Raw genomic sequence first — 23,181 nt, 5'->3', positions numbered from 1 at the left:
CACCATGACCGTGCTGATTTTCTTGGGCGGCCTGATCGGCGCCATGGCCCTGGGCATCCCGATCGCCTACGCGCTGCTGGCCAGTGGCGTCGGGCTGATGTGGCACCTCGACCTGTTTGACTCGCAAATCCTCGCGCAGAACTTCATCAACGGCGCCGACAGCTTTCCGCTGCTGGCCGTGCCGTTCTTCATGCTGGCCGGCGAGATCATGAACGTGGGCGGCCTCTCGCAGCGCATCGTCAACTTTGCGCTGGCGCTGGTGGGCCACGTGAAGGGGGGGCTGGGCTACGTGGTGATCCTGGCGGCCTGCCTGCTGTCGTCGCTGTCGGGCTCGGCGGTGGCCGATGCCGCGGCGCTGACCGCGCTGCTGCTGCCCATGATGGTGAAGGCCGGGCACAAGAAAGAAGTGTCGGGCGGGTTGATCGCGGCCTCGGGCGTCATCGGGCCGATCATTCCGCCCAGCATCGGGTTTGTGATCTTTGGCGTGGCAGCCAACGTGTCGATCAGCAAGCTTTTCATCGCTGGCATCTTCCCCGGCATCATGATCGGCGTGGGCCTGGCGGTGACCTGGTGGTGGGTGGGCCGCAAGGAGGTGCTGGCCATGCCCGAGAAGAAGACAGGAGCCGAAGTCTGGCGCTCCGCGCGGGAGTCGGTGTGGGCGCTGACCTTGCCGGTGTTCATCCTGGTGGGCCTGCGCATGGGCGTGTTCACGCCGACCGAGGCCGCCGTGGTCGCGGCCGTGTATTCGCTGTTTGTGGCCAGCGTGATCTACCGCGAGCTGCCGCTGCGCGCGCTGCTGCCCATCCTCACCACCGCGGCCAAGACGACGGCGGTGGTGATGTTCCTGGTGGCGGCTGCGATGGTGTCGTCCTGGCTCATCACGGTGGCCAATCTGCCGGCCCAGATGGTGGAACTGCTCAAGCCCTTGATGGACAACCAGACACTGCTGTTGATTGCGATCATGGTGCTGGTGATGCTGGTGGGCACCGCCATGGACATGACGCCCACCATCCTGATCCTGACCCCCGTGCTGATGCCCGTCATCAAGGCCGCGGGCATTGACCCGGTCTACTTCGGCGTGCTGTTCATCATCAACAACTCCATCGGCCTGGTCACCCCGCCGGTGGGCACCATCCTGAATGTGGTGGCGGGCGTGGGGCGCATGAAGATGGACGAGGTCACGCGCGGCGTGCTGCCCTTCATGGCGGCCGAGTTTGCGGTGATGTTCATCATGGTGCTGTTCCCGCAGACCGTGCTGGCGCCGCTGCGCTGGTTTACCGGCTGACGCGCGCGTGGCCTCCGCACCCGATCCGATCTACCCACCCGGCTTCGCAACCAAGGCACCACCATGACACTCCGACTCGCAGGTAAAACCGCCTTCCTCACCGCCGCCGGCCAGGGCATCGGCCGCGCCACGGCCATCGCGTTTGCCACCCAGGGCGCCCGCGTGATTGCCACCGACATCAATGCCGATGCCCTTGCCACCTTGCGCGATGAGATCGATTGCCACACGCAGGTGCTCGACGTGACGCAAACCCAGGCCGTGCAGGACGCTGCGACGGCGGCCGGGCCGGTGGATGTGCTGTTCAACGGCGCGGGGTTTGTGCACGCGGGCAGCCTGCTTGACTGCACGGACGACGAGTGGGACTTTGCGTTCAACCTCAACGTGCGCTCGCAATTTCGCACCATCAAGGCTTTTTTGCCGGGCATGCTGGCGCGCGGCGGCGGCTCCATCATCAACATGGCCTCGGTGGCCGGCAGCATCAAGGGCGTGTCCCGGCGCTTTGTGTACAGCACGACCAAGGCGGCCGTGGTGGGCCTGACCAAATCGGTGGCGGCGGACTTTGTCGCCCAGGGCATTCGCTGCAATGCCATCTGCCCCGGCACCGTGATGTCACCGTCGCTGATGGAGCGCATCACCGCCCAGGCCGCGGCCACGGGCCAGAGCCTGGCGGCGGTCGAGGCCGGCTTTGTGGAGCGCCAGCCGATGGGGCGCCTGGGCCGGGCCGAGGAGATCGCGGCCCTGGCCGTGTACCTGGCCAGCGACGAGTCATCGTTTACCACGGGCACCGCCCAGATCATCGACGGCGGCTGGTCCAACTGATCCAAAGCCGCTTACCCTCTTCACCTGCCGATCCATCCACCCTGAGCTTCAAGCCATGAAACTGCTGCGCCACGGCCCCAAGGGCCACGAAAAACCTGCCCTGCTGCACACCGATGGCACGCTGCGCGACCTGAGCACCGTGCTGGCCGACATCGGTCCCGCCACCCTGTCGCCTGCCGGCCTTGCGGCGCTGGCCGGGCTGGACGCGGGCACACTGCCCGTCGTGCCGCAGGGCCGCCTGGCCGTGCCGTGGACCGGCATGCGCAAGTTCATCGCCATCGGCCTGAACTACGCAGACCACGCAGCCGAGGCGAACATGCCAATCCCCCAGGAGCCCATCGTCTTCACCAAGACCGTGGACTGCGCCGTGGGCTGCCACCACCCGGTGGTGCTGCCGCAGGACTCGGTCAAGACCGACTGGGAAGTCGAGCTGGGCGTGGTCATCGGCAGCCGCGCGCGCTACGTGAGCGAGGACAACGCGCTGGCCCACGTGGCCGGCTACTGCACCATCAACGACATCTCCGAGCGCGAATACCAGCTCGAGCGCGGCGGCACCTGGGACAAGGGCAAGGGCTGCGACACCTTCGGCCCCATCGGCCCCTGGCTGGTGACCGCCGACGAGGTCGGCGATCCGCAGAACTTGTCGATGTGGCTGGACGTGAACGGCGAGCGCCAGCAGAACGGCAGCACCCGCACGATGATCTTCACGGTGGCAAAGCTGGTGAGCTACCTCAGCCGCTTCATGACCCTGGAGCCGGGCGACCTGATCACCACCGGCACCCCGCCGGGCGTGGGCATGGGCAAGAAGCCCGCGGCGCAGTTCTTGAAGCCCGGCGACGTGATGCGGCTGGGCATCGAGAAGCTGGGCGAGCAAGAGCAGACCGTGTTTGCGTGGGACCCGAGCCTGATCGACGGCTGAGGGCGCGAGCACGCAGGCCGACGGCGGCATTGGCACGGGTGCCGCGATCAGCGGCGTGCCGCCCAAGGGCGCCTTTCTTGAATAAAAATGGCCTCCAGCGCTTGATGTATAAGCGCTAGTAGCTATTAAATTAATAGCAATATCGGAAATTTAGGACATGAGGCGCGGTGCCGCGTCCAGCGGCGCTGCACCCTCACCCGTCGTTTCTACGGGATGCCGACACTGCCGGCATCTGCCTGCCTCCGTGGTTCTGTCCGCCGCGCGTTTCAGCCCAGCGCCGGCGTCTCGTCCGGCTTGCTCAGTGCGCTACCGTGAACCGCTGCTGCACATGCCGCGGCGTTTCCAGTTCATCCACGATGGCGACCGCCAGGTCGGTCACGCTGATGCCGCCGGGCTGGTCGCCGTTCATCAGCGGCGCTTCGGTGCCCAGGCGGTACTTGCCGGTGCGCTCGCCCGGGGCCAGCAGGATGGGGGGCGAGAGGAAGGTCCAGTCCAGCGTGTTTTCGGTGCGGACCCAGTTGAGCGCCTCGCGCGCGGCCAGGGCGCCCTGCTTCCATTCGGCGGGGAACTCGGGCGTGTCCACCAGCTGCACGCCGGGCGCCACGAAGAGGCTGCCAGCGCCGCCCACCACCAGCAGGCGGCGCACGCCGGCCTGCTTGGTGCCGTCGATGATGGCGCGCGTCCCGGCAAGGAACTGGTCGTGGAGGTCGGGCACCGTCCAGCCAGGGTTGTAGGCGCTGACCACAGCGTCATGGCCAGCCGCCGCTTGAGCGACCTCGGCAGCGTTCTGCGCGTCACCGGGCACCACGGTCAGGCCTTCGCGGGCGGCCAGCTTGCCGGGGCTGCGCGCCAGCACGGTCACGCGGTGGCCGCGTTGCAGCAGCTCATCGAGCACGGCCGAGCCGACAAAGCCGGTGGCACCGATCAGGGCGATGTTCATGGGAAGGTCCTCAGGTCAAGTTGCGATGGAGTGAGAATAGGAGCTTGTCAAAGCAGGCGGTAGAGGGCTAAAAATGCCTTGTGCTTGAAGCTGTACTTCACAATCCGCCTACTCACACTACTCGGCGCCTCCCCATGGAAGATCTCAAACGCATGGCCGTGTTTGCCGCCGTGATCCAGCACGGATCGATGAGCGGCGCCGCGCGCGCCCTGGGCATGAGCACCTCGGCCGTGAGCCAGCAGGTGCGCAAGCTCGAGAGCGATGGCGGCGTCACGCTGCTGCACCGCTCCACGCGCAAGCTGGCGCTGACCGAGGCGGGCCAGCGCTACCACGCACGCTGCGCCGCCATGTGGGCCGCGGCCGAGCAGGCGCGGGCCGAGCTGGCGGCCTCCCGCGACGCGCCCAGCGGCGAACTGCGCCTGTCGGCCACGGTGGGCTTTGCGCGGCACATTGCCCCGGCACTTGGCGATTTGCTGGCCGCCCACCCGGCGCTGCGCCTGCGCCTGCTGGTGGACGACGCCACCATCGACCTCATCAACGCGCGCATTGACCTGGCGGTGCGCTACGGGCGCCTGGCAGATTCCAACTGGGCCGCGCGGCGGCTGGGGGGCATGCAGTGGTGGCTGTGCGCCGCGCCCGGCTGGGTCGCGGCCCACGGCATGCCGCAGCACCCTGATGCGCTGCTCTCGCACAGCTGGCTGGGCTTTGCGCGTGAGAGCGGTGGCCTTCTCATCGACCTGCGCAGCCCTGCGGGCGAGCCGCGCGCGCTGCGGGTGGAGCCGCGCATTGCCAGCAACAACCAGCTGTCGATCCAGCAGATGTGCGAGGCCGGGCTGGGCCTGGCGCTGGTGGGCAGCATGGATTCGCACGAGGCGCTGCAGGCCGGCCGGCTGGTGCGGCTGCTGCCGGACTGGTCTTTTGGAACCATGGACATCTGGGCTGTCACGCCCCAACGCGATGCGCAGCCGGCCAAGGTGCGCCAGGCCATCGCGGCGCTGCACGATTACCTCAGGCAGGTGCCGGGTGTTACGGCCTGAGGTCGACTGCCACGCGGCGCGTTGACCTCTGTCGGACCCGGCGCTGTACGGGGGGCGCCGCCTCTGGGCAAGGCTGATTGGTCGCGAGCATAGGCCGAGGCCGCGCCTCCTTTCCATCCATCGATTTTTTATCGTTGGGCCCCACAAATTCCATCGTTGTGCAGGCCGCGCGGGCTCCCTACAGTCGCCTCCCAGAACTCGCTTCTGACCCTGTAACCCGCCGACTGGAGAACGCCCATGACCACCCGCCCCACCCCCACCCATTTCCCCATCGACCGCGTTCTGGCCGCGTTTGAAAAAGGCGACGTGCCCACGCTGCTGGGCAGCATTGCCGACGACATCGATTTCCGCATCGACCACTACCGCGACGACGCCGACACCGCCTGGCAGGTGGCCCGCAACAAGGCCGAGCTGATGACCGTGGTGCAGCGGCTGGGCCCCGAGGTTTTTCCGCGGGGCACGCACATCGTGCACACCCACAGCCAGGACCTGGGCAATGACTGGGTGATCACCCAACTGCACCAGCGCTTCTTTTATGCAGTACAACAGCGCGAAGTGGAATCGGTGACGTGGATCGTGAGCCACTCGCAAAACGGCCAGATGGACTATTTCCGCGAAACCGTCACCACCATCACCCCGACCTGAACGAACCTCACCCCAGGCTGCTCGTGCAGCCCTGCACCACCATGCTGTTTGACCTGCGCGCCCTCGGCTATTTTGTGGCGGCCTATGAAGAACGCTCGGTGACCACCGCCGCGCGCCGCTGCTTCGTGGCGCAACCCTCGATCAGCATGGCCATCAAGGGCCTGGAGGACGCGCTGAACACGGTGCTGTTCGAGCGCAGCCGCCAGGGCCTGGCGCCCACGCCCGCCGCCCACCGCCTGTATCCGCGCGCCTGCAGCCTGCTCGCGCAATCGACTGCCATGATGCGGGACTTTCGCGATGCGCCGCGGGAGACGCTGGGCGTGTTCCTGCAGGACGACCTGATGGTCGGCCCCGCCGCGCCGCTGTTTGCGCAGATTGCCGAGCTGCTGCCCCACGCGCTGGTGCGGCTCACGGCCACTGCGCAGGACGCGCGCCTGCGCCTGGTGGCCGAGCATTGCAAACCACCCGGCGACACCTTTGTATCGCTGTGGCGCGAGCCCTATGTGATGCTGCTGCCCGAAGAGCACCCGCTGCGCTTCAAGAAGAAATTTGGTCTGGCCGACCTGCAGGGCGTGCCGCTCATCGAATGGCCCCACTGCCCGCTGCACCAATCCTTTATCCGCCTGCTGGCCGAGCGCGGCATTGCACTGGAGGTACAGGCCAGCGCCGAGCGCGAAGAACTGTTGCTGCACATGGTGGACAGCGGCCTGGGCGTGGCCGTGGTGCCGCAGTCGTACGCGGCGCATGCGCGCCATGCCGTCACGCGGCCGCTGGACGGACCGCTGGCGTTTTCACGCCACCTGGGCCTGGCCTGCGACGCGTCGGACGCACCCATGCTTGCGCTGCTGGGCCGCCTGGCATCGTGCCTGGTGGCACCGGCGTTTCCGAAGACAAACGCTGCGTAAGCGCTGGCGACTCTGGTCGCTCTTGAACGCTGCGAGGGTTGCCATTGCGCTGGGCAGGATGCGGTACAACGGCACTTCCAGCCACCCACAGCGCCGAGTGCGCAGCCACCATGGTCCTTGAAATCGCCCATCTGACCGTTCGCCCCGGGCAGAACACCGCCTTTGAGCAGGCATTTGCCCAGGCACAGAAGATCATCGCCGCCATGGCCGGCTATGTGTCGCACGAGCTGGGCCACTGCATCGAACGGCCGCAGGATTACGTTCTGCTCGTGCGCTGGCTCACGCTCGCAGACCACGAAGTGGGCTTTCGCCAATCGCCGCAATACCAGGAATGGAAGCAGTTGCTGCACCATTTCTACGACCCGTTCCCTACGGTGGTGCATTTCACGCCGGTGGCGTTGCCGCCGGGCTGATGTGGCCCTGGCTGTGACGGTGGCGCGACGCGGGGCGCTGTACTGGCACTATTCGGGTATTGCCTGAACATTTAGCGCACTGCGCATACCGTTCTGATCCTAGAATTTGTAAACGCGCGTATCTTCCATTTTTCTGCGCGAAGGACCCATCATGAAAGCTGTGCAGCAGGATATCGACGAGCGGACCAACCTCACCAGCACCAACAAGTTCGAATTGCTGCTGTTCCGCCTGGGTACCGACAGTGCCCTGGGTAAATCTGAGCTGTTCGGCATCAACGTCTTCAAGATCCGCGAGATCGTGGCCATGCCCAGCATCACCCCGATTGCGGGTACCACCCAGTACTCGCTGGGCGTGGTCAACCTGCGCGGCCAAGTGATCCCGGTGCTGGACCTGCCAGCCATCGTCGGCTGCAAGCCCCAGACCGGCCTGAACATCATGCTGGTGACCGAATACGCGCGCACCACCCAAGCGTTTGCGGTGGAGTCGGTCGAAGACATCGTGCGCCTGGACTGGAAACAGGTGCTGTCGGCCGAAACCAGCGGCGCCGCCGGCAAGCTGGTCACCAGCATCGCCAGGCTCGATGGCAACACCGACGAATCGCGCCTGGCTCAGGTGCTGGACGTGGAAGCCATCCTGCAGATGGTGTCGCCATCGGACGGGCACGAGGTCACCGAAGAAAAGGTGGGCGCCAAGCTGGTGCTCAAGCCGGGCACCATCATCCTGGCAGCCGACGACTCGTTTGTGGCGCGCTCGCTCATCGAGCAGGAACTCAAGGTCCTGAATGCGCCGTACGAAATGGTCAAGTCGGGCAAGGAGGCCTGGGACCGCCTGAATGCCATCGCAAAAAACGCCGAAGCCGAAGGCAAAACGGTGCTCGACAAGGTCGCCATGGTGCTGACCGACCTGGAAATGCCCGAGATGGACGGCTTCACCCTGACCCGCAACATCAAGCAGGACGCGCGCTTTCATGGCCTGCCCGTGCTGATCCACTCGTCCCTGTCGGGCTCGGCCAATGAAGACCATGTGCGCAGCGTTGGGGCCGATGGTTACGTGGCGAAGTTCGTGGCGGAAGACCTGGCCCAGACCATCCGGCGGGTTCTGCCCAAGTAACCGGCGGGTAAAGAACAAACCTTGTGGATGGGCGTCCTGGCGGCTGGATAATTTGGTGAATATGGCTACCAGCGCTTATATAGCAACGATTGATTGCTATCAATTTTGATTTACCGACCCATGCAGGCCGGTTGACGGCGCAGGCCGAGAGAATTCGTCCTACTCCCCGTATCGGCATAGAGGTCAACCAAATGGGGGGCCCGGGCGCTAAAGTGAAAGCGGCTTCAATGCGCCAGCCCACGAATTTGTGACATCCCGCCGGGGTGCTTTTCGGGGGCTTTACGAGCAGACAGGAACACCCACTGCCTGCCGGGGTCGAAACAGCATGACAAACAAATTCGCCCGCATCATTTCCATCGCGGTCCTGGGCGCCGCGGTGACTGGCTGCGCCACCGTGCCCGGGGACCCGTACTACGATCCGTCCCCGTACCCCGTGTACCAGCAGCCAGGCTATACCTACAACTCTTCCCCGGTGTATTCGAGCCCCCAGCCCGTCTATCCCGCGTATTCCGCCCCGCCCGCGGTCATCTACTACGGTGGCCGCGACCGCCAGGACGACCGCTGGGAGCGTGACCGCAACCGCAACGACTGGCGCGAACGTGAGCGCGAAAGGGACCGCGCCGAGCGCGACCGTGCGGCACGCGATCAGGCCCGCGACCGCCGTGACCAGCAAGCCCGCGACGCCGACCGCCGCCAGCGCGACCGTGACCAGGCCATCCGCGAGCAGGCCGAACGCGACCGCCGCGCCGCCGACGACCGCCGCAACCGCGATGCACCACGCCCCGGCCGGATTGCGCCCGACAGCTATACGCCCCATCCGCAAGACTGGCGTTCGCGTCAGCAGTCGAACAGCGCTGACAAGCCCTGACGGGATTGCGGCGCCTGCACCCCGCCCACCTCTTTCCTGGCCTCCACGCCTTTGACATGATGATTTGCATGCGCCCTCTCCTTTTCGGCCTGTGCGCTGTGGTCATTGCTGGGGGCGCGCAGGCGCAGGTCCTGCGCTGCACCGATGCGCGCACCGGCAAGGTCACGTACACCGATGGAAGCTGCGAGGGCGGAACCGCGGCTCGGGAGGTGGAGGCGCGCAAGACACCGGAAGAGCGGCTATTGGAACGCGAACTGGCCGCCGAGGCGCTGGAGCGCAAGCAACAACGGCAGCAGGCCGAAGCCACTGCGGCTGAAACCGACGCCCGCCGTGCTGCGGAACGTGACCGCGCACGCGCCGCCCAGGCCGCGGCCGCTGCGCCGCAACCCCAGGACTACGCCCGCTCCCCCGAGTGCGCGCGCTCCCGGCGCAACCTGGAGGGTGTGGCGGCCGGGCTCAGCCGCTCGACCTACGAGCAGGAGCTAAGGCTTGAAGCCGCGCAGCGCCAGGTCGACCTGGATTGCCTGGGCCCGCAGGGTTATGCGGAGGTGGAAAAGGCCCGTGCGAACCAGCCGCGCGTGGTGGTGGTGCCGACCGGACGGCCGCGCCCCTTGTTTCCCGATCCGTACCCGCAGGTGGGCACTCCCCAGCCACCGCCACGCCTTACACAGTGCGGCGATTTCCGTTGCACCGACAACCAGGGGAACACCTATCCCCGCGCGGGGCCAGGCCGGTTCCCGGGACCGGGTGGCGTCTGCCGCTCGAGCGGCGGTCAGGCGCCCTGCTGACCCTGCTTCGTTCCCGATGACGGCGCGGCAGTGCGCAGCCCTTCAGCGACCGTCGGATACCGCAGCCTCACCCCCAACTCCTCCACCATCCGCCGGTTGTCCAGCCGGCGCGACTCGTTCATGAAGCTCAGCAGCATCACCGGCAATTGCTCCTGCGCCGCGCTGCGCGGCAGCCTGGGCGGGCGCGGCAGGCCGTACAGGTCGGCCGCAAGGTCAAAGTAGTCCCCCATCTTCAGTTCGGAATCGTCGCTCGCGTTGTAGATGCGCTGGGGCCGGGCGCGCCACAGGGCGGCCAGGCAGGTACGTGCCAAATCGTCGGCGTGGATGTGGTTGGTGAACACATCGTCTTCAGGCGCCAGCACCGGGGTGCCGCGGCGCAGGCGCGCTTCGGGCGTTCCGCCTTCGCGGTCGGGCGCGTAAATGCCGGGAATGCGCAGCACGCTGGCGCGCACACCGGTGCGACCCAGGTGGCGCACGGCGCGCTCGGCATTCACGCGGCGCTGGGCGCGGGGCGTGGCGGGGGCCACGGCGCGTGTCTCGGGCACGAGCGCGCCCTGGCAGTCACCGTAAACGCCCGTGGTCGACGCGTACACGAACGAGACCGGCAGGCTGCGCAGCCGCAGCACGCGGGCCAGCGCCACCGTGCGGGGGTCACGCCACCAGCCATCGCCGCCAGCGCCCTCGCCCGGTGGCGGCGCCAGATGCAGCACACGCGTGGCCAGGCCCGCAAGGCGCCGCAATGTGGCTATGTCGTCCAGATTGCCCAGCAGCGGGCGGATGCCCTGCGCGCGCAGGGCATCCGTGCGTTCAGGGCTCGAGGTGAGAGCCAGCACCTGCACGCGGCCGGCGCCGGGCCCGTTCTGAAGCCGGCGGGCGACGCGTTGGCCCACATCGCCACAGCCCACGATCAGCAGGCGTTCACGGCGAAAGCGCGCTGGCAGGGCGCCAAGGGGGTTTTGGATTGAGGGCAAAATCGGGTCCGTTTGCGCGAACCGGCAGTCCATCGGGTAAAGCCCGGCAATGGAATGAACAAACACACCGGTTCTTGAAGAAGTACGTCCCAAGGATACCCACAAGATGACCAGCGCCGAAGCCGCAAACCCTGCAGCAGCCTTCCAGATCACCGTGCAGCCCAGCGGCCGCGCTTTCAACGCCAACCCTGGCGAAGCCATCCTCGGCGCCGCGATCCGCAGCGGGATCGGCCTGCCCTATGGCTGCAAGGACGGTGCCTGCGGCTCGTGCAAGTGCAAGAAGATCAGCGGCGCCGTGCACCATGGGCCCCACCAGTCCAAGGCGCTTACCGCAGATGAAGAGGCCGCTGGCCTGGTGCTGACATGCTGCGCGCAGCCCTTGACGGACGTGGTGCTCGAATCCCGCCAGGTCACCGACGAAAGCGCGTACCCGATCAAGAAGATGCCGGTGCGTGTGTCCACGCTCGAAAAGAAATCACACGACGTGATGCAGGTGCGCCTGCAGTTGCCCGCAGCAGACACCTTCCGCTACCACGCGGGCCAGTACATCGAATTCATCCTGCGCGATGGCGCCCGCCGCGCGTACTCGATGGCCAATGCGCCCCACACGCAGACCGGCGCCCCCGGCGTGGAGCTGCACATCCGCCACATGGCCGGTGGCAAGTTCACCGACCATGTGTTCGGCGCAATGAAGGAAAAAGAGATCCTGCGGGTCGAGGGGCCTTTTGGCAGCTTCTTCCTGCGCGAAGACTCCAACAAGCCCATCGTGCTGCTGGCCTCGGGCACGGGCTTTGCGCCCATCAAGGCACTCATTGAGCACATGCAGTTCAAGGGCATCACCCGCCCCACCGCGCTCTACTGGGGAGGCCGGCGCCCGGGCGATTTGTACATGCACGACTGGGTGTTGGCGCGTGCGGCCGAGATGCCCCACCTGACTTATGTGCCCGTGGTGTCTGACGCCCAGCCCGAGGACGGCTGGACGGGCCGCAGCGGCTTCGTCCACCAGGCGGTGCTCGATGATTTTGCCGATCTTTCGGGGCATCAGGTGTACGCCTGCGGCGCGCCCATCGTGGTGGAGTCCGCGCGCGACAGCTACAGCGCGCACCGCGGCCTGCCACCCGAAGAGTTCTACGCCGACGCCTTCACCTCCGAGGCCGACAAGCACGGCGGCTGAGGACAACGGGCGTGGCCATTCCTACCCGTCCATCCGTCGGTACTGAGGCTGCGGGGGCGGGCGCGGCCATTCCAACCTCGCCATCCCCCGCACCTTCATCCCCTTCCCCATTCACACAAGGCCTCACACCGCCTGCCGAGCCCACCGGTTGGCGCCGGGCCTTGCGTAGCGCGGGCCCCATGTCCGCTGTGCTGGGCGTGGCCGTGCTGCTGGTGCTGGGCGCGGGCGAATGGGCCACGCGCAATGAGCTCGACAACCAGTGGGACAACCTGCGCCGCTCCGCCGAGGTGCAGGCCCTGGCCCTGCGCGGGGTGGCCACGCGCTACAGCTATTTGCCCTACACCGCCGCGCAGCAGCCGCTGGTCACACAACTGTTGGGCAACCCTGCCTCGCCGCAGGTGCGTGAGGCAGCCAACGCCTACCTGAAAACCGTCAACACCCACGCCGGCTCCGACACCCTGTACGTGATGGATGCGCAGGGCATGACGCTGGCATCCAGCAACTGGGACACCCCCAGCAGCTTTGTGGACCAGAACTATCGCAACCGCCCCTACTTTCGCGATGCGCTGCATGGTTCAGCGGGGCGCTTTTATGGCGTGGGCAAAACCACTGGCGAGCCCGGGCTGTTTGCGTCGGCCCCGGTGCGGCAGGCCGATGGCACAGTGATTGGCGTGGTGGCCGTCAAGGTGCGCATGCAGCCCATCGTCGACACCTGGGCGCAGCTCCGCGATCCGGTGTTCCTGGCCGATGAGCGCGGCATTGTTTTCCTCGGCTCTGTCGCCAGCTGGCTTTACAAAACCACCCGCGACGTGCCGCCCGATGCAGTGCAGCAGGTGCAGCACGACGAGCAATATGGCGCGCAATGGACGCCGCAGCCCGTGCCCTGGAAACTGCTGCAGGGCAGTGAACCGCGCAAAGGCCAGCCTGGCAAAGAACTGCGTGTACCCGACACGGGCAAGGACTACCTGGCCTACGAAGAACCGCTGCCCGACCTGGGCTGGACGCTGACCATCACCGCCGACAGCAAGGTCGTGGCCCTGGCGCGCCAGCAGGCCTGGGCGCTGGCCACGCTGGCCTCGGGCCTGCTGGTGCTGGGGGCGCTGTACTGGCAACTGCGCGAACGCCGACTTGCTGAAAACCGCCAGGCCCGCATCGAGCTGGAGCAGCGCGTGCAGGAACGCACCCATGCCCTGCAGCAGGCGCAGGCTTTCCGCCAGTCGATGGAAGATTCGCTCCTGGTGGGCATGCGGGCGCGTGACCTGGAGGGCCGCATCGTCTATGTGAACGCCGCCATGTGCGACATGGTGGGCTATTCCGCTTCCGAGCTCATCGGCAGCGTGCCTCCTTACCCCTACTGGCACCCCGACGACCTTGCGCGGCATTGGAACGACATCGACACCGTGCTGGCGGGCAAATTCACCCCCCAGGGCAAGGAAAACCGCCTGCGCCACCGCAACGGCACGGACGTGTACACCATGTTCTACACGGCGCGCCTCATCGACGGCAACGGCCAGCACATCGGCTGGATGAGCTCGGTGGTGGACATCACCGCCCAAAAGCGCGCCGAAGAACAGCAGCAGCAGCGCGAGGCCCAGCTGCAACGCGTGCAGCGCGTGATCACCGTGGGCGAGATGGCCTCGACCCTGGCGCACGAGCTCAACCAGCCGCTGGCGGCACTGGTCAACTACGCGGCTGCCGCCAAGTCTTTGGCGGCGCAGGGCAAGGCCGAGCTGTTGAACGACACCCTGGCTGCGCTGTCTGCCCAGGCGCTGCGTGCGGCCGACATCGTGGGCCGCATTCGCCGCTGGGTGCGCCAGCACCCAGAATCGCGCGAGCCCTGCGACCTCAACGCCGCCGTGGACCAGCCCCTGGCCCTGCTGCTGCGCGCCGAGGCACGCCGCCATGGCGTAGCCGTGCAGCTCGAGCTGGCCCCAAAGCCGGTGTGTGTAAGCGCCGACCGGGTGCTGCTGGAGCAGGTGGTGCTCAACCTGGGCCTGAACGCTCTGCAGGCCATGCAGGCCATGCCACTCCCCACCGCGCCACGCCCTGCGCATGAGCTGCTGCTGCGCACCACGTCCAGCGCGGGCCGGGCGTTACTCGAAGTGCTGGACCGCGGCCCCGGCCTTGCGCCCGAAATTGCCGACCGTCTGTTCGAGCCGTTTTTTACCACCCGCTCCGACGGCCTGGGGCTGGGCCTCAACATCTGCAGATCCATCGTCGAAAGCATGGGTGGCGAGCTGCTGGCCCGCAACCGCGAGGGCGGCGGCGCCATCTTCGAGATCCGGCTGCCCCTGCATACCGAGCCCCCCGCAGCCTCTTCATGACCGAACCCCACACCTCCCTTACCGACGCCGCTCACACAGTGCCGCTCCACGTCTACATCGTCGACGACGACGAAGGCGTGCGCCATTCGCTGGCCACGCTGCTCCTGGCCGGCGGCCACGTAGCCCAGTCGTTTGCCAGCGGGCCGGATTTCCTCGCGGGTGCCAACCTGGCGCGCCCCGGTTGTGTGCTGCTCGACCTGCGCATGGATGGCATGAGCGGCCTGCAGGTGTTCGAGGCCATGCGCGAGCGGGGCACGGTGCTCAAGACGGTGTTCCTCTCCGCCCACGGCGAGTTGGCCTCGGCCGTGGCTGCTGTCAAGCAAGGCGCCGTGGACTGGCTGGAGAAGCCTTGCGACGAAGCCACGCTGCTGGCCGCCGTGCAGCGCGCCGCCACGTTGTCGCAGGAAGTGGCAACGCGCGCGCTGCAGCGCACCCAGCTACTGGAGCGCTGGAATTCCCTCAGCCCCCGCCAGCAAGAGGTGGCGCGCCTGCTGGCCACCGGCATCAGCAGCAAGGAAGCCGCCCGGGCGATGGCCCAGCGTGACCCTGAACGCCCGATCGACCCACGAACGGTGGACACGCACCGCTCGGCCATCTTCTTGAAGCTGGACATCCGCTCGTCGCATGAGCTGGGCATGCTGATCCAGCAGATGGGGTGAGGCTGCGTTCAGTGCCCGGAGCGCGGCGCTTGCCAACTGCACGGGTTGCTTCGGATGTGCCGGGGTACTTTCTTGCAAAAAGACCGGCTCTCCCGCCCCGCCCGCCCGGTGCAGGAGACCCGGAAAACTTCGCCAACGCAGCTTCGATCACACTGCTTGGCACCTCTTCATAAGCCCTCTTACGATTTTTTTGCACAATCGCACCATGAACCGCAGAAACCTCCTCCTTGCCAGCACCGCTATCGCAGCGGCTTTTTCTTCCCACATCGCGTTCGCGCAGGACTCGGGCCAGCCCATCCGCCTGATCGTGCCCTACGCCGCCGGCGGCCCCATCGACGTCACGGCGCGTGCGCTGGCCGAGCGTGTGCGCGACTCGCTGGGCACGGTGATCATCGACAACAAGGGGGGTGCCGGCGGCAACATTGGTGCCGACGCAATTGCCAAGGCAGCACCTGACGGCCTGACCATCGGCATCTCGGCCACCGCCACCCATGCCGTCAACCCCTGGCTCTACGCCAAGATGCCTTTTGACGCCGCCAAGGACTTCGCCGGCATCACGCAGATGGTGCGCGTGCCCAACGTGCTGGTCATCAACGCCGCCAAGGCCGAGCAACTCAAGATCAACACCGTGGCCGATCTGATTGCGTACGCCAAGGCCAACCCCGCCAAGCTCAACTACGGCAGCGGCGGCAACGGCAGCGCAGGCCACCTGGCGGGCGAGATGTTCAAGCAGCGCGCGGGCATCTTCGCGCTGCACATCCCCTACCGCGGCGCCAACCCGGCGCAGCTGGCGCTGCTGGCGGGCGAGGTGGACTTCAACATCGACAACCTGGCCGCCGCTGCGCCCAACATCCGCGCAGGCAAGCTCAAGGCACTGGCCGTGACCTCGCAGGACGCCTCGGCCTCGCTGCCCGGCGTGCCGCCGCTGTCCGCGACCTTCAAGGGTTTTTCCATCGACACCTGGTGGGGCCTGGTGGCACCCGCAGCCACGCCCAAGCCCATCGTCGACAAGCTGAACAAGGCCTTTGTGGCGGCCCTCAATGCGCCCGAGACCAAGACCCGCTTCGGCGCCCTGCTGGCTGAGCCCGTGCCCACCACGCCCGCGCAGTTCGACAGCTTCATGGCCGCCGAGCGCGCCAAGTACCAGCAGGTCGTGAAGGCTTCCGGCGCCAAGGTCGACTGACCCCGCGACGCGCTTTGCACTGGGCTGCAAAGGCGATGCATCCGGTGGGCCTGCCGAGCCCGTACCCACCGGTGCACCGCACCGCGCCGGACAGTTTTCGGGGAGCTGTGTAGCGACCACGGCGTGAGAGGCGTGCCCCGCACCCCAGAATATTGCTTAAAAAGGCACCCAGCGCTTATCTGTAAATCGTTTGTAGCTATTAAATCAATAGCATTCAAGCTGCAGCGCGAAACTGCCGCCGGTACACCGACGGCGCGATGCCGACCGCGGCAGAGAAATGCTGCCGCAGCGAGACTGCCGATCCGAACCCTGCTTCGGCGGCCACGGCCTCGATGGATTGGTCTCCGCCCTCCAGCAGGCGCTGGGCCAGTGCAATGCGCTGGTTCTGCAGCCACAGCCCCACCGTGGTCCCCGTGGCCTGCCGAAAGCGCCGCGTGAAGGTCCGTGGGCTCATCACCGCACGCTCGGCCAGGGCCTCCAGCGTGTGTGTTTCGTGCAGGTGTTCGCCCAGCCACTGCAGCAGCGGCGCCAGCCGATCCCCGCGCACCGAAGGCGCCACCGGCTGCTGAATGTATTGCGCCTGCCCGCCTTGCCGGTGTGGCGCCACCACCATGCGCCGCGCCGCGCGGTTGGCCACTTCGGCGCCATGTTGCTGGCGCAGCAAGTGCAGGCAGCAGTCGATGCCCGCCGCCGTGCCGGCTGACGTGAGCACGGGCCCGTCCTCGACGTACAGCACCTCGGGGCGCGGCAGTACCTGCGGGTAGCGCCGCGCAAACTCCGACGCCAGCGCCCAGTGCGTGGTGGCGGCCCGGCCATCCAGCAGCCCCGCCTCGGCCAGCACAAAGGCGCCCAGGCACAGGCCCACGATGCGCGCACCCCGGCGGTGCGCGGCCCGCAGCGCTGCCAGCAACGCGGGCGGCGCGGCAGCCAGGTCGTCGCGCCACGACGGCACTACGATGATCTGCGCGCGCCGCAATGCCGCGAGGCCATGGTCCACCTGGATGCCAAACCCGGCAGAGGTACGCAGCGGGCCGGTCTCCACACCACACACCACGAGCCGGTAGCGGTGCACGCCCTCGGCGGTGCGGTCCTCGCCAAACACCAGGCAGGGTACCGAGAGGTGAAAAGGGCTGATGCCGTCAAAGGCCACCACTGCCACGGTGTCCGGGGCGGTCGCGGCAGTGGGGGCGGGTGGAGAAACGGCACGGGAATCGGACTGGAAAGTGATGTGCATGATGGCTCAATTCTATCGATGAGTGTCAATCAAGCCACTTTTGATGATGCGCCGCAAGACGAACAATCACTCCATTCCTTCAACCCGCTCTCGTTTCACCAAGGACCCAGACCATGACCTCCCCCACCACCGCCCCACGCCGCGCCCTGATCGTCATCGATGTGCAGAACGAGTATTTCGCAGGCGGCAACCTGCCCATCGAATACCCACCCGTGGCCGACACGCTGCCCAACATCGCCCGGGCGATGGACGCCGCCCACGCCGCCGGCGTGCCGGTGGTGGTGGTGCAGCACACCGCACCCTCGGGTGCCCCCGTGTTCGACAAGGCCACCGAGCGCTGGCAGCTGCACCCCGAGGTGGCACGCTGCCACGCCGACCACCGCATCGAAAAGACGATGGCCAGCGCCTTCACCCACACCGGCCTGGCCGAGTGGCTGGCCGAGCGCGGCATCGATACCCTGACCATCGTGGGCTACATGACGCACAACTGCGATGCCAGCACGATTTACGAAGCCTCGCACCGAGGCCTGGGCGTGGAGTTTCTGAGCGACGCGAGTGGCGCCCTGCCTTATGCCAATGCGGCCGGCAGTGCCAGCGCCGAGGAGATTCACCGCGTGTTCAGCGTCGTGTTCCACAGCAACTTTGCTGCCGCGGCCTCGACAAGCGAGTGGGTCACGGCGCTGCAGGCTGGCGAGGCCTTGCCCAAGGACAACGTGTTTGCGTCCAACCAGCGCGCACGGCAGGCGGAGTGATGGGCCAGGCCGGGGCAGCCCACCCGTGCAAATGACCTCGGTTCAGAGCCAGACTGCCCCCAGCCGCTCAATGCGCTGGTCCTGCACGCCGGCCAGCCACGCGGCATCGACCTGGTCTGGCGCGATTTCGGCCAGCGGCAGCAAGACGAAGGCGCGCTCGCGCAGGCGCGGGTGGGGCACGGTGAGGGTGGGGGTATCGATGACGTGTCCACCAAACAGCAGGATGTCCAGGTCCAGCGTGCGGGGCGCGTTGCGGAAGGGGCGCTCGCGCCCAGCACCGGCCTCGATGGCCTGGAGCGCCGTGAGCAGGTCGCGGGGAGCCAGCGACGTGCGCACGGCCACGACGGCGTTGTAGTAGTCGGGGCCGGTGGCATCGACCGGTGCACTGCGGTACAGCGAGGACCCCCGCAGCACTTTCGTGCCCGGCAGGGCCGCGACGGAGGCGACAGCGGCACTGAGCGTGCCGGGCGCATCGCCCAGGTTGGCGCCCAGGCCGATGTAGGCCGTGGCGCCTGGGGCGATGTCAGGCCGCGGCGCGTGGCGGCCTTCTTCCAGGACGGGTGTCATGGCTACGGTGCGTTGTGTACTTCAAACCGCCGCGCCCACCGCAGCGGCTTGCGCGATGCAACGCGGGTCAGGCGTCCGATGCCGGGCCGGCAACAGCGTCGCCGCCCGCGCTCTCGCCACCGCCGGGCTTGCGGCGACGGCGGCGGCGCTTCTTTGGGGCTGCAGCACCTTCGCCGGCGAGCTCTGGGGCACCGTCATCGGCATCCCGCTCGCCAGAATCGCCACCCTCTCGGCCGGCCGCCGAGGCAGCTGGGGCCGGGCGGGGCACGCGCTTGACGACGGCCTGCTGGGACTTCTGGCGGCTCTTTTGTTCTTCCTTGGCCTGGTCCATCAGGTCTTCACGGCGCTCGTCGTCGGCGCCCTGGAAGTCCTGCCACCACTCGGCCAGGGCCTCGTCCACCTCGCCCACATCGGCGCGCAGGCGCAAAAAGTCGAAGCCCGCACGGAAGCGCGGCTGGATCACCATGCCAAACGGCGTGCTGCCCACGCGCTTTTCAAAGCGGGGCTGCATGACCCAGATCTCCCGCATGTCGGCAGCCAGCTTGCCGCGGCCCGACACGTCACCGATGCGCTTGTCGAACACGTCGTCGATGGCGTCCTGCAGCGCCGGCAGCGGGTGCTGGCGCTGGGCGAGGCGGTCCGTCCAGCTCTTGCGCACGTCTTCCCACAACACGCAGGCGAGCAGGAAGCTCGGGGCCACAGGCTTGCCTTCGTTCACGCGGCGGTCGGTGTCGAGCAGCGCGGCCTTCACGAAAGGGGTGTCGGCACGCTCCACCGCCACGTCCAGCAGTGGATAAATGCCCTTGGCCATGCCCAGCTTGCGCAGCTGCTCGATGGTGGCGATGGCGTGGCCGGTCTGCAGCAGCTTGAGCATTTCGTCAAACATGCGGCTTTGCGGCACTTCGGCCAGCAGCAGCTGCGACTGCACCAGAGGCGCGGCGGTCTTGGCTTCGATGGTGAAGCCCAGCGCGCTCAGCTTGGCCGCAAAGCGCACGGCGCGGATGATGCGCACCGGATCTTCGCGGTAGCGCGTGGCAGGGTCGCCAATCATGCGCAGCGTCTTTTTCTTGGCGTCCTGCAAACCCTTGTGGTAGTCCACCACGATCTGGCTGACCGGGTCGTAATACATGGCGTTCACGGTGAAGTCGCGGCGCGTGGCGTCCTCGTCCTGCGGGCCCCAGACGTTGTCGCGCAGCACGCGGCCCGACGCGTCCACGGCATGTTGCATGCCCGCAAGGGCCGCCTTGGACGTCTTCTCGTTGCCGCTGACCTGCCCGGCGGCGGCGTTGTCGAGGTAGGCGCGGAAGGTAGAGACCTCGATCACCTCATGTTCGCGGCCCCGGCCATGCACCACGTGCACGATGCGAAAGCGCTTGCCGATGATGAAGGCGCGGCGAAACAGCCCCTTGACCTGCTCGGGCGTGGCGTTGGTGGCCACGTCGAAGTCCTTGGGGCGCAACCCCAGCAGCAGGTCGCGCACCGCACCGCCCACGATGTAGGCCTCGTAGCCGGCCTGCTTGAGCGTGGCCACCACTTCGGCAGCCCGGCGGTCCACCAGCTCGGGGTTGATGCCATGCACGGTGGCGGGCACCTCTTCGCGCTTGCCGAAATGCGGCTTGCCGCCGGAGGTGCCGGGGGTCGATTTGCCCAGCAGTTTGTCGATGAACTTCTTGATCATGGGTCAGCGGTGAAGCAATGGGTCTGGCGCCGAGGCGCGGTGTTTCAGGAAGCAGTGTCCTGGCTGGCGTCGGTCTTCGGGAACAGGTCCAGTATGCGCCAGCCACGCTCCTGGGCCAGCGCGCGCAGGCGCGGGTCGGGGTTGGTTGCCACAGCGTGGGTCACCTTGTCGAGCAGGGGCACGTCGTTCATGGAATCGCTGTAGAAGGTGCTGTCCACATCGCTCCAGGTGAGCCCGCGCTCGGCCAGCCAGGCCTCCATGCGGCGCACCTTGCCCTCGCGCATGGTCGGCACGCCGTCGATCTCGCCGGTGTACCAGCCGGTGAGCGGGTCGCGCACCAGCTGCACGGCCAGCAGGGCTGCATCCTCCACCCCCAGCGCCTTCGCGATGGGGCGGGTGACGAACTCGTTGGTGGCGGTGACGATCAGCACCGTGTCGCCCGCTTCCTGGTGTTCGCGGACCAGCTTGAGCGCCTGGGGCTGGATGGCCGGGCCAATCACCTCGCGCATGAACTGCGCATGGGCCGCGGCCGAGGCCTCTGGCCCGCGCTGGCGCACGGCCTCGGTCGCGAACCGCACATAGTCGTGCACGTTGAGGGTGCCCGCCTGGTAGTGGGCATAGAACTCGTCGTTGCGGCGCGCAAACTCCACCGGGTCGTTCCAGCCGATGCGGATGGTGAACTCGCCCCACTCGTAGTCGGAGTCGAGCGGGAGCAGCGTGTGGTCAAGGTCGAACAGCGCAAGCCGCAGACGGCGGGTATCAGAGGTCATTCAGGTTCACAAAAGGCAAACGGGGCACTTAGGACGGTAGAAGGCATCACTCTGATTCCAGCATCGTCTTGAGCAGGGGGATGGTGATCGCCCGCTGGGTGCGAAGCGCAAAGGCATCGAGCTGGTCGAGCAGCAGCATCAGGCTGCCCAGGTCGCGCGAGAAGCGGTTGAGCATGTAGTCCATCACCTCATCGCCCAGGAACACGCCGCGGGCGTCTGCCTCCTGGCGCAGCACCGACCGGCGCTCGGCCTCGTTCAGCAGCTGCAGTTGGAACACATGGCCCCACCCCAGGCGGCTTCGCAGGTCGTCGCGCAGGGGCAGGTCGGCCGGGGGCAGGTTGCCGGCGGCCAGCACCCAGCGCTGGCTGCCGCTGGCCGGACTGATGGCGTTGACGAACCAGTTGAACGCCGTGGCCTGCTGGGCGGTGCTGTACAGGTGCACGTCGTCCATCACCACGCAGGCCCAGCGGTCGTCGAACTCGGGCGGTTCCGCCACCGAGGGGTCGAGCCAGCCGACACTGCCACTTTGCTCACGCAGGGCCTGGCGCACGGCCTGGAGCAAATGCGTCTTGCCGCTGCCCGGCTCGCCCCACAGGTAGGTGGGCACGGGGGAGCGGGTGGCCTGGCTGCTGCCCTCGCCCACCGCCAGCCGCAGGTGCTGCAAGGCCGCTTCGTTGGGGCCGGCATAAAACCGCCCCAGCGTGGGCCCGGTGGCCAGGCCAATGTCCAGCGCCAGCTGCTTCATCATCATGCGCCGCGCCGCCGCGGCAGCGGGGGCAGGCCCAGGTGGGCGGATCTGGGAGCAGCGGGCAGGAATCGGGTCGGCAGCGGCATCACAGTGGAATTGGAAGGCCCCTGGCCGTGGGGAACTGCGGCGGGCGGGGCGCGGCGAAAAAGCGGCTTCGGGCGCAATGCCGCCACGCTCCTGGCTGGCAGGGACCGTTTGGCGGCAATCGCGCGATTTTAGTCTGCCGCAAATGCCCCCCGGCACCAAGCCGGCCTCGCCCTGGAAACGGAAGGCCGCCCTGTGCTCAGCCCTGCGCGCCAGCGTCTTGCGCCCGGGCGATTGGCCGGGTGGGGCCGCGCCTCAGCGTCGGCCCCTTTCAGCCGCGCGCCGCTTCAGGCAACCGCTTCCCAGCGCCCCGAGCGCTCGGACAGCCAAAGTGCATCGATCACCCGCGCCTGGGCCACCGCGCCATCGATCCCGCTGGGCTGCGGACCCGCGCCTTCGCGCACCTGCCGGGAAAATGCCTCGACCTGCAGCTGGTACTGGTCGCAGGCCGGCAAGGTTTCGACGGTGACGCCGCTTCCATCCAGCGGCCCGCCGTCGTCCACCGCCAAGCGCATCTCGCCGCCCCGCACCGCATTGAACGGGATGAACAGTTCGATGCGGCCCTTCGTGCCCACGACCTGCACCCTTTGAAAACGCACGCTCTGCGTCGACACCGTAAAAGTCGCCTGCCTGCCGGCGCCAAAGTCCAGCAAGGCGCTGGTGAGCCGGTCGGTTCCGAGTTGCGGGTCGCGGTCCACCAGCGAAACAGCGCGCAGGGGCTCGCCCTCGAACAGATAGCGCCCCGCCAGAACCGCATAGCAACCAATGTCGAAGAGCGCCCCGCCACCCATACCGGGCTGGTTGCGGATATTGCCGGCATCGTTGTTGAAGTACGAAAAGAACACCTGCACCGCGCGCAGCGTGCCAATGCGCCCTTCGTGCACCAGCTCGCGGGCGCGTTGCCACTGCGGGTGGTGGCGCACCATGAAGGCTTCTTCGATGTGCACACGGCTGCCGGCGGCCCTGAGCAGCTCGGCCTCTGCCGCACTGAGCGCCACCGGCTTCTCGCACAACACATGCTTGCCGGCGGCCGCCGCGTGCAGCGTCAGCGGCACGTGCAGATGGTTGGGCAGCGGGTTGTAGACAGCCTCGATGGCCGGGTCGGCCAGCAGCTTTTCGTAGCTGCCGTAGGCCTGGGCAATGCCCAGGGACCGCGCGGCCTCCAGAGCGGCCGGCAGCGAGCGCGAGGCGATCGCGCGCAGCTCAACCAGCGGGCTCGCCATCAGGGCGGGGATCACATGCTGCATACCAATCCTGGCCGTGCTCAGTACCCCCCATACCACCGGTTTCATGCGCGCTCCCTGTTC

The 23,181-nt window shown here is 67.4% G+C and carries 23 protein-coding genes; 15 read left to right on the top strand and 8 right to left on the bottom strand.

Going from position 1 to position 23,181, the window contains the following annotated elements; translation table 11 throughout:
* The first annotated feature begins 4 nt into the window (after window positions 1–4).
* The 3 genes from ACSQ3Q_RS06730 to ACSQ3Q_RS06720 all read left to right on the top strand — a co-directional run bounded on the left by ACSQ3Q_RS06730 (window position 5) and on the right by ACSQ3Q_RS06720 (window position 3,023).
* Window positions 5–1,285, top strand: coding sequence for a TRAP transporter large permease subunit (locus ACSQ3Q_RS06730; protein WP_436133632.1), 1,281 nt, complete (start codon window positions 5–7; stop codon window positions 1,283–1,285).
* Between the two features lie 63 nt (window positions 1,286–1,348).
* Window positions 1,349–2,104: an SDR family oxidoreductase gene (locus ACSQ3Q_RS06725; protein ID WP_436133631.1), complete on the top strand. Its 756-nt coding sequence runs from the start codon at window positions 1,349–1,351 to the stop codon at window positions 2,102–2,104.
* 55 nt (window positions 2,105–2,159) lie between these two features.
* Window positions 2,160–3,023, top strand: coding sequence for a fumarylacetoacetate hydrolase family protein (locus tag ACSQ3Q_RS06720; protein WP_436133630.1), 864 nt, complete (start codon window positions 2,160–2,162; stop codon window positions 3,021–3,023).
* Between the two features lie 298 nt (window positions 3,024–3,321).
* On the opposite strand, the gene ACSQ3Q_RS06715 is transcribed toward ACSQ3Q_RS06720, so the two are convergent.
* Window positions 3,322–3,963, bottom strand: a complete 642-nt coding sequence (locus ACSQ3Q_RS06715; protein WP_436133629.1) for an NAD(P)-dependent oxidoreductase — start codon at window positions 3,961–3,963, stop codon at window positions 3,322–3,324.
* A gap of 134 nt (window positions 3,964–4,097) precedes the next feature.
* Between ACSQ3Q_RS06715 and ACSQ3Q_RS06710 the strand changes: the two genes are divergently transcribed.
* From ACSQ3Q_RS06710 to ACSQ3Q_RS06680, 7 genes are all read left to right on the top strand, one after another.
* Window positions 4,098–5,000, top strand: a complete 903-nt coding sequence (locus ACSQ3Q_RS06710; protein ID WP_436133628.1) for a LysR family transcriptional regulator — start codon at window positions 4,098–4,100, stop codon at window positions 4,998–5,000.
* Window positions 5,001–5,237: 237 nt separating this feature from the next.
* The gene (locus ACSQ3Q_RS06705) at window positions 5,238–5,645 is read left to right on the top strand and encodes a hypothetical protein (RefSeq protein WP_436133627.1); all 408 of its coding nucleotides are present in this window, start codon (window positions 5,238–5,240) and stop codon (window positions 5,643–5,645) included.
* Between the two features lie 41 nt (window positions 5,646–5,686).
* A complete protein-coding gene (locus ACSQ3Q_RS06700; protein WP_436133626.1) occupies window positions 5,687–6,550 on the top strand; it encodes a LysR family transcriptional regulator in 864 nt (287 codons plus the stop codon).
* A 110-nt stretch (window positions 6,551–6,660) separates the two neighbouring features.
* Window positions 6,661–6,963, top strand: a complete 303-nt coding sequence (locus tag ACSQ3Q_RS06695; RefSeq protein ID WP_436133625.1) for an antibiotic biosynthesis monooxygenase family protein — start codon at window positions 6,661–6,663, stop codon at window positions 6,961–6,963.
* Between the two features lie 151 nt (window positions 6,964–7,114).
* On the top strand, window positions 7,115–8,074 hold the full coding sequence (locus ACSQ3Q_RS06690) for a chemotaxis protein (protein WP_436133624.1): 960 nt from the start codon (window positions 7,115–7,117) through the stop codon (window positions 8,072–8,074).
* A 325-nt stretch (window positions 8,075–8,399) separates the two neighbouring features.
* On the top strand, window positions 8,400–8,942 hold the full coding sequence (locus ACSQ3Q_RS06685; protein WP_436133623.1) for a hypothetical protein: 543 nt from the start codon (window positions 8,400–8,402) through the stop codon (window positions 8,940–8,942).
* 68 nt (window positions 8,943–9,010) lie between these two features.
* Complete coding sequence (locus ACSQ3Q_RS06680) at window positions 9,011–9,730, top strand: DUF4124 domain-containing protein (RefSeq protein ID WP_436133622.1); 720 nt, start codon at window positions 9,011–9,013, stop codon at window positions 9,728–9,730.
* On the opposite strand, the gene ACSQ3Q_RS06675 is transcribed toward ACSQ3Q_RS06680, so the two are convergent.
* Window positions 9,715–10,701 carry an SDR family oxidoreductase gene (locus ACSQ3Q_RS06675; RefSeq protein WP_436133621.1) on the bottom strand — a complete coding sequence of 329 codons (987 nt, stop codon included), beginning with the start codon at window positions 10,699–10,701 and terminating at the stop codon, window positions 9,715–9,717. The genes ACSQ3Q_RS06680 and ACSQ3Q_RS06675 overlap by 16 nt on opposite strands.
* Before the next feature lie 106 nt (window positions 10,702–10,807).
* Here ACSQ3Q_RS06675 and ACSQ3Q_RS06670 point away from each other — a divergent pair, with 106 nt between their 5' ends.
* From ACSQ3Q_RS06670 to ACSQ3Q_RS06655, 4 genes are all read left to right on the top strand, one after another.
* Window positions 10,808–11,875, top strand: a complete 1,068-nt coding sequence (locus ACSQ3Q_RS06670) for a CDP-6-deoxy-delta-3,4-glucoseen reductase (protein ID WP_436133620.1) — start codon at window positions 10,808–10,810, stop codon at window positions 11,873–11,875.
* Between the two features lie 179 nt (window positions 11,876–12,054).
* The gene (locus ACSQ3Q_RS06665; protein ID WP_436133619.1) at window positions 12,055–14,199 is read left to right on the top strand and encodes a PAS domain S-box protein; all 2,145 of its coding nucleotides are present in this window, start codon (window positions 12,055–12,057) and stop codon (window positions 14,197–14,199) included.
* Complete coding sequence (locus ACSQ3Q_RS06660) at window positions 14,196–14,858, top strand: response regulator transcription factor (protein WP_436133618.1); 663 nt, start codon at window positions 14,196–14,198, stop codon at window positions 14,856–14,858. Before ACSQ3Q_RS06665 ends, ACSQ3Q_RS06660 begins: the two co-directional genes overlap by 4 nt.
* A 205-nt stretch (window positions 14,859–15,063) precedes the next feature.
* Window positions 15,064–16,041: a Bug family tripartite tricarboxylate transporter substrate binding protein gene (locus ACSQ3Q_RS06655; RefSeq protein WP_436133617.1), complete on the top strand. Its 978-nt coding sequence runs from the start codon at window positions 15,064–15,066 to the stop codon at window positions 16,039–16,041.
* A gap of 214 nt (window positions 16,042–16,255) precedes the next feature.
* Here ACSQ3Q_RS06655 and ACSQ3Q_RS06650 read toward each other — a convergent pair whose 3' ends face one another.
* Complete coding sequence (locus tag ACSQ3Q_RS06650; protein ID WP_436133616.1) at window positions 16,256–17,275, bottom strand: GlxA family transcriptional regulator; 1,020 nt, start codon at window positions 17,273–17,275, stop codon at window positions 16,256–16,258.
* Between the two features lie 113 nt (window positions 17,276–17,388).
* On the opposite strand from ACSQ3Q_RS06650, the gene ACSQ3Q_RS06645 reads away from it, so the two are divergent.
* Entirely contained in the window at window positions 17,389–18,027 is a 639-nt protein-coding gene (locus tag ACSQ3Q_RS06645; protein ID WP_436133615.1) for a cysteine hydrolase family protein, read from the top strand.
* A gap of 42 nt (window positions 18,028–18,069) precedes the next feature.
* On the opposite strand, the gene folK is transcribed toward ACSQ3Q_RS06645, so the two are convergent.
* The 5 genes from folK to ACSQ3Q_RS06620 all read right to left on the bottom strand — a co-directional run bounded on the left by folK (window position 18,070) and on the right by ACSQ3Q_RS06620 (window position 23,166).
* Window positions 18,070–18,594, bottom strand: a complete 525-nt coding sequence (gene folK / locus ACSQ3Q_RS06640) for a 2-amino-4-hydroxy-6-hydroxymethyldihydropteridine diphosphokinase (protein ID WP_436133614.1) — start codon at window positions 18,592–18,594, stop codon at window positions 18,070–18,072.
* 67 nt (window positions 18,595–18,661) lie between these two features.
* Window positions 18,662–20,272 carry a polynucleotide adenylyltransferase PcnB gene (gene pcnB / locus ACSQ3Q_RS06635; RefSeq protein ID WP_436133613.1) on the bottom strand — a complete coding sequence of 537 codons (1,611 nt, stop codon included), beginning with the start codon at window positions 20,270–20,272 and terminating at the stop codon, window positions 18,662–18,664.
* A gap of 44 nt (window positions 20,273–20,316) precedes the next feature.
* Window positions 20,317–21,042 carry an HAD family hydrolase gene (locus ACSQ3Q_RS06630; RefSeq protein WP_436133612.1) on the bottom strand — a complete coding sequence of 242 codons (726 nt, stop codon included), beginning with the start codon at window positions 21,040–21,042 and terminating at the stop codon, window positions 20,317–20,319.
* A gap of 46 nt (window positions 21,043–21,088) precedes the next feature.
* A complete protein-coding gene (hda, locus tag ACSQ3Q_RS06625; RefSeq protein WP_436136951.1) occupies window positions 21,089–21,787 on the bottom strand; it encodes a DnaA regulatory inactivator Hda in 699 nt (232 codons plus the stop codon).
* A gap of 374 nt (window positions 21,788–22,161) precedes the next feature.
* Window positions 22,162–23,166, bottom strand: coding sequence for a Gfo/Idh/MocA family protein (locus tag ACSQ3Q_RS06620; protein ID WP_436133611.1), 1,005 nt, complete (start codon window positions 23,164–23,166; stop codon window positions 22,162–22,164).
* Window positions 23,167–23,181 lie beyond the last annotated feature (15 nt).

The organism is Acidovorax sp. LjRoot129, from assembly GCF_964253765.1.
In the GTDB taxonomy this organism is placed as follows: domain Bacteria; phylum Pseudomonadota; class Gammaproteobacteria; order Burkholderiales; family Burkholderiaceae_C; genus Acidovorax.
The sequence above is the reverse complement of the archived record's forward strand: the minus strand, read 5'-3'. Positions and strand labels throughout refer to the sequence as shown.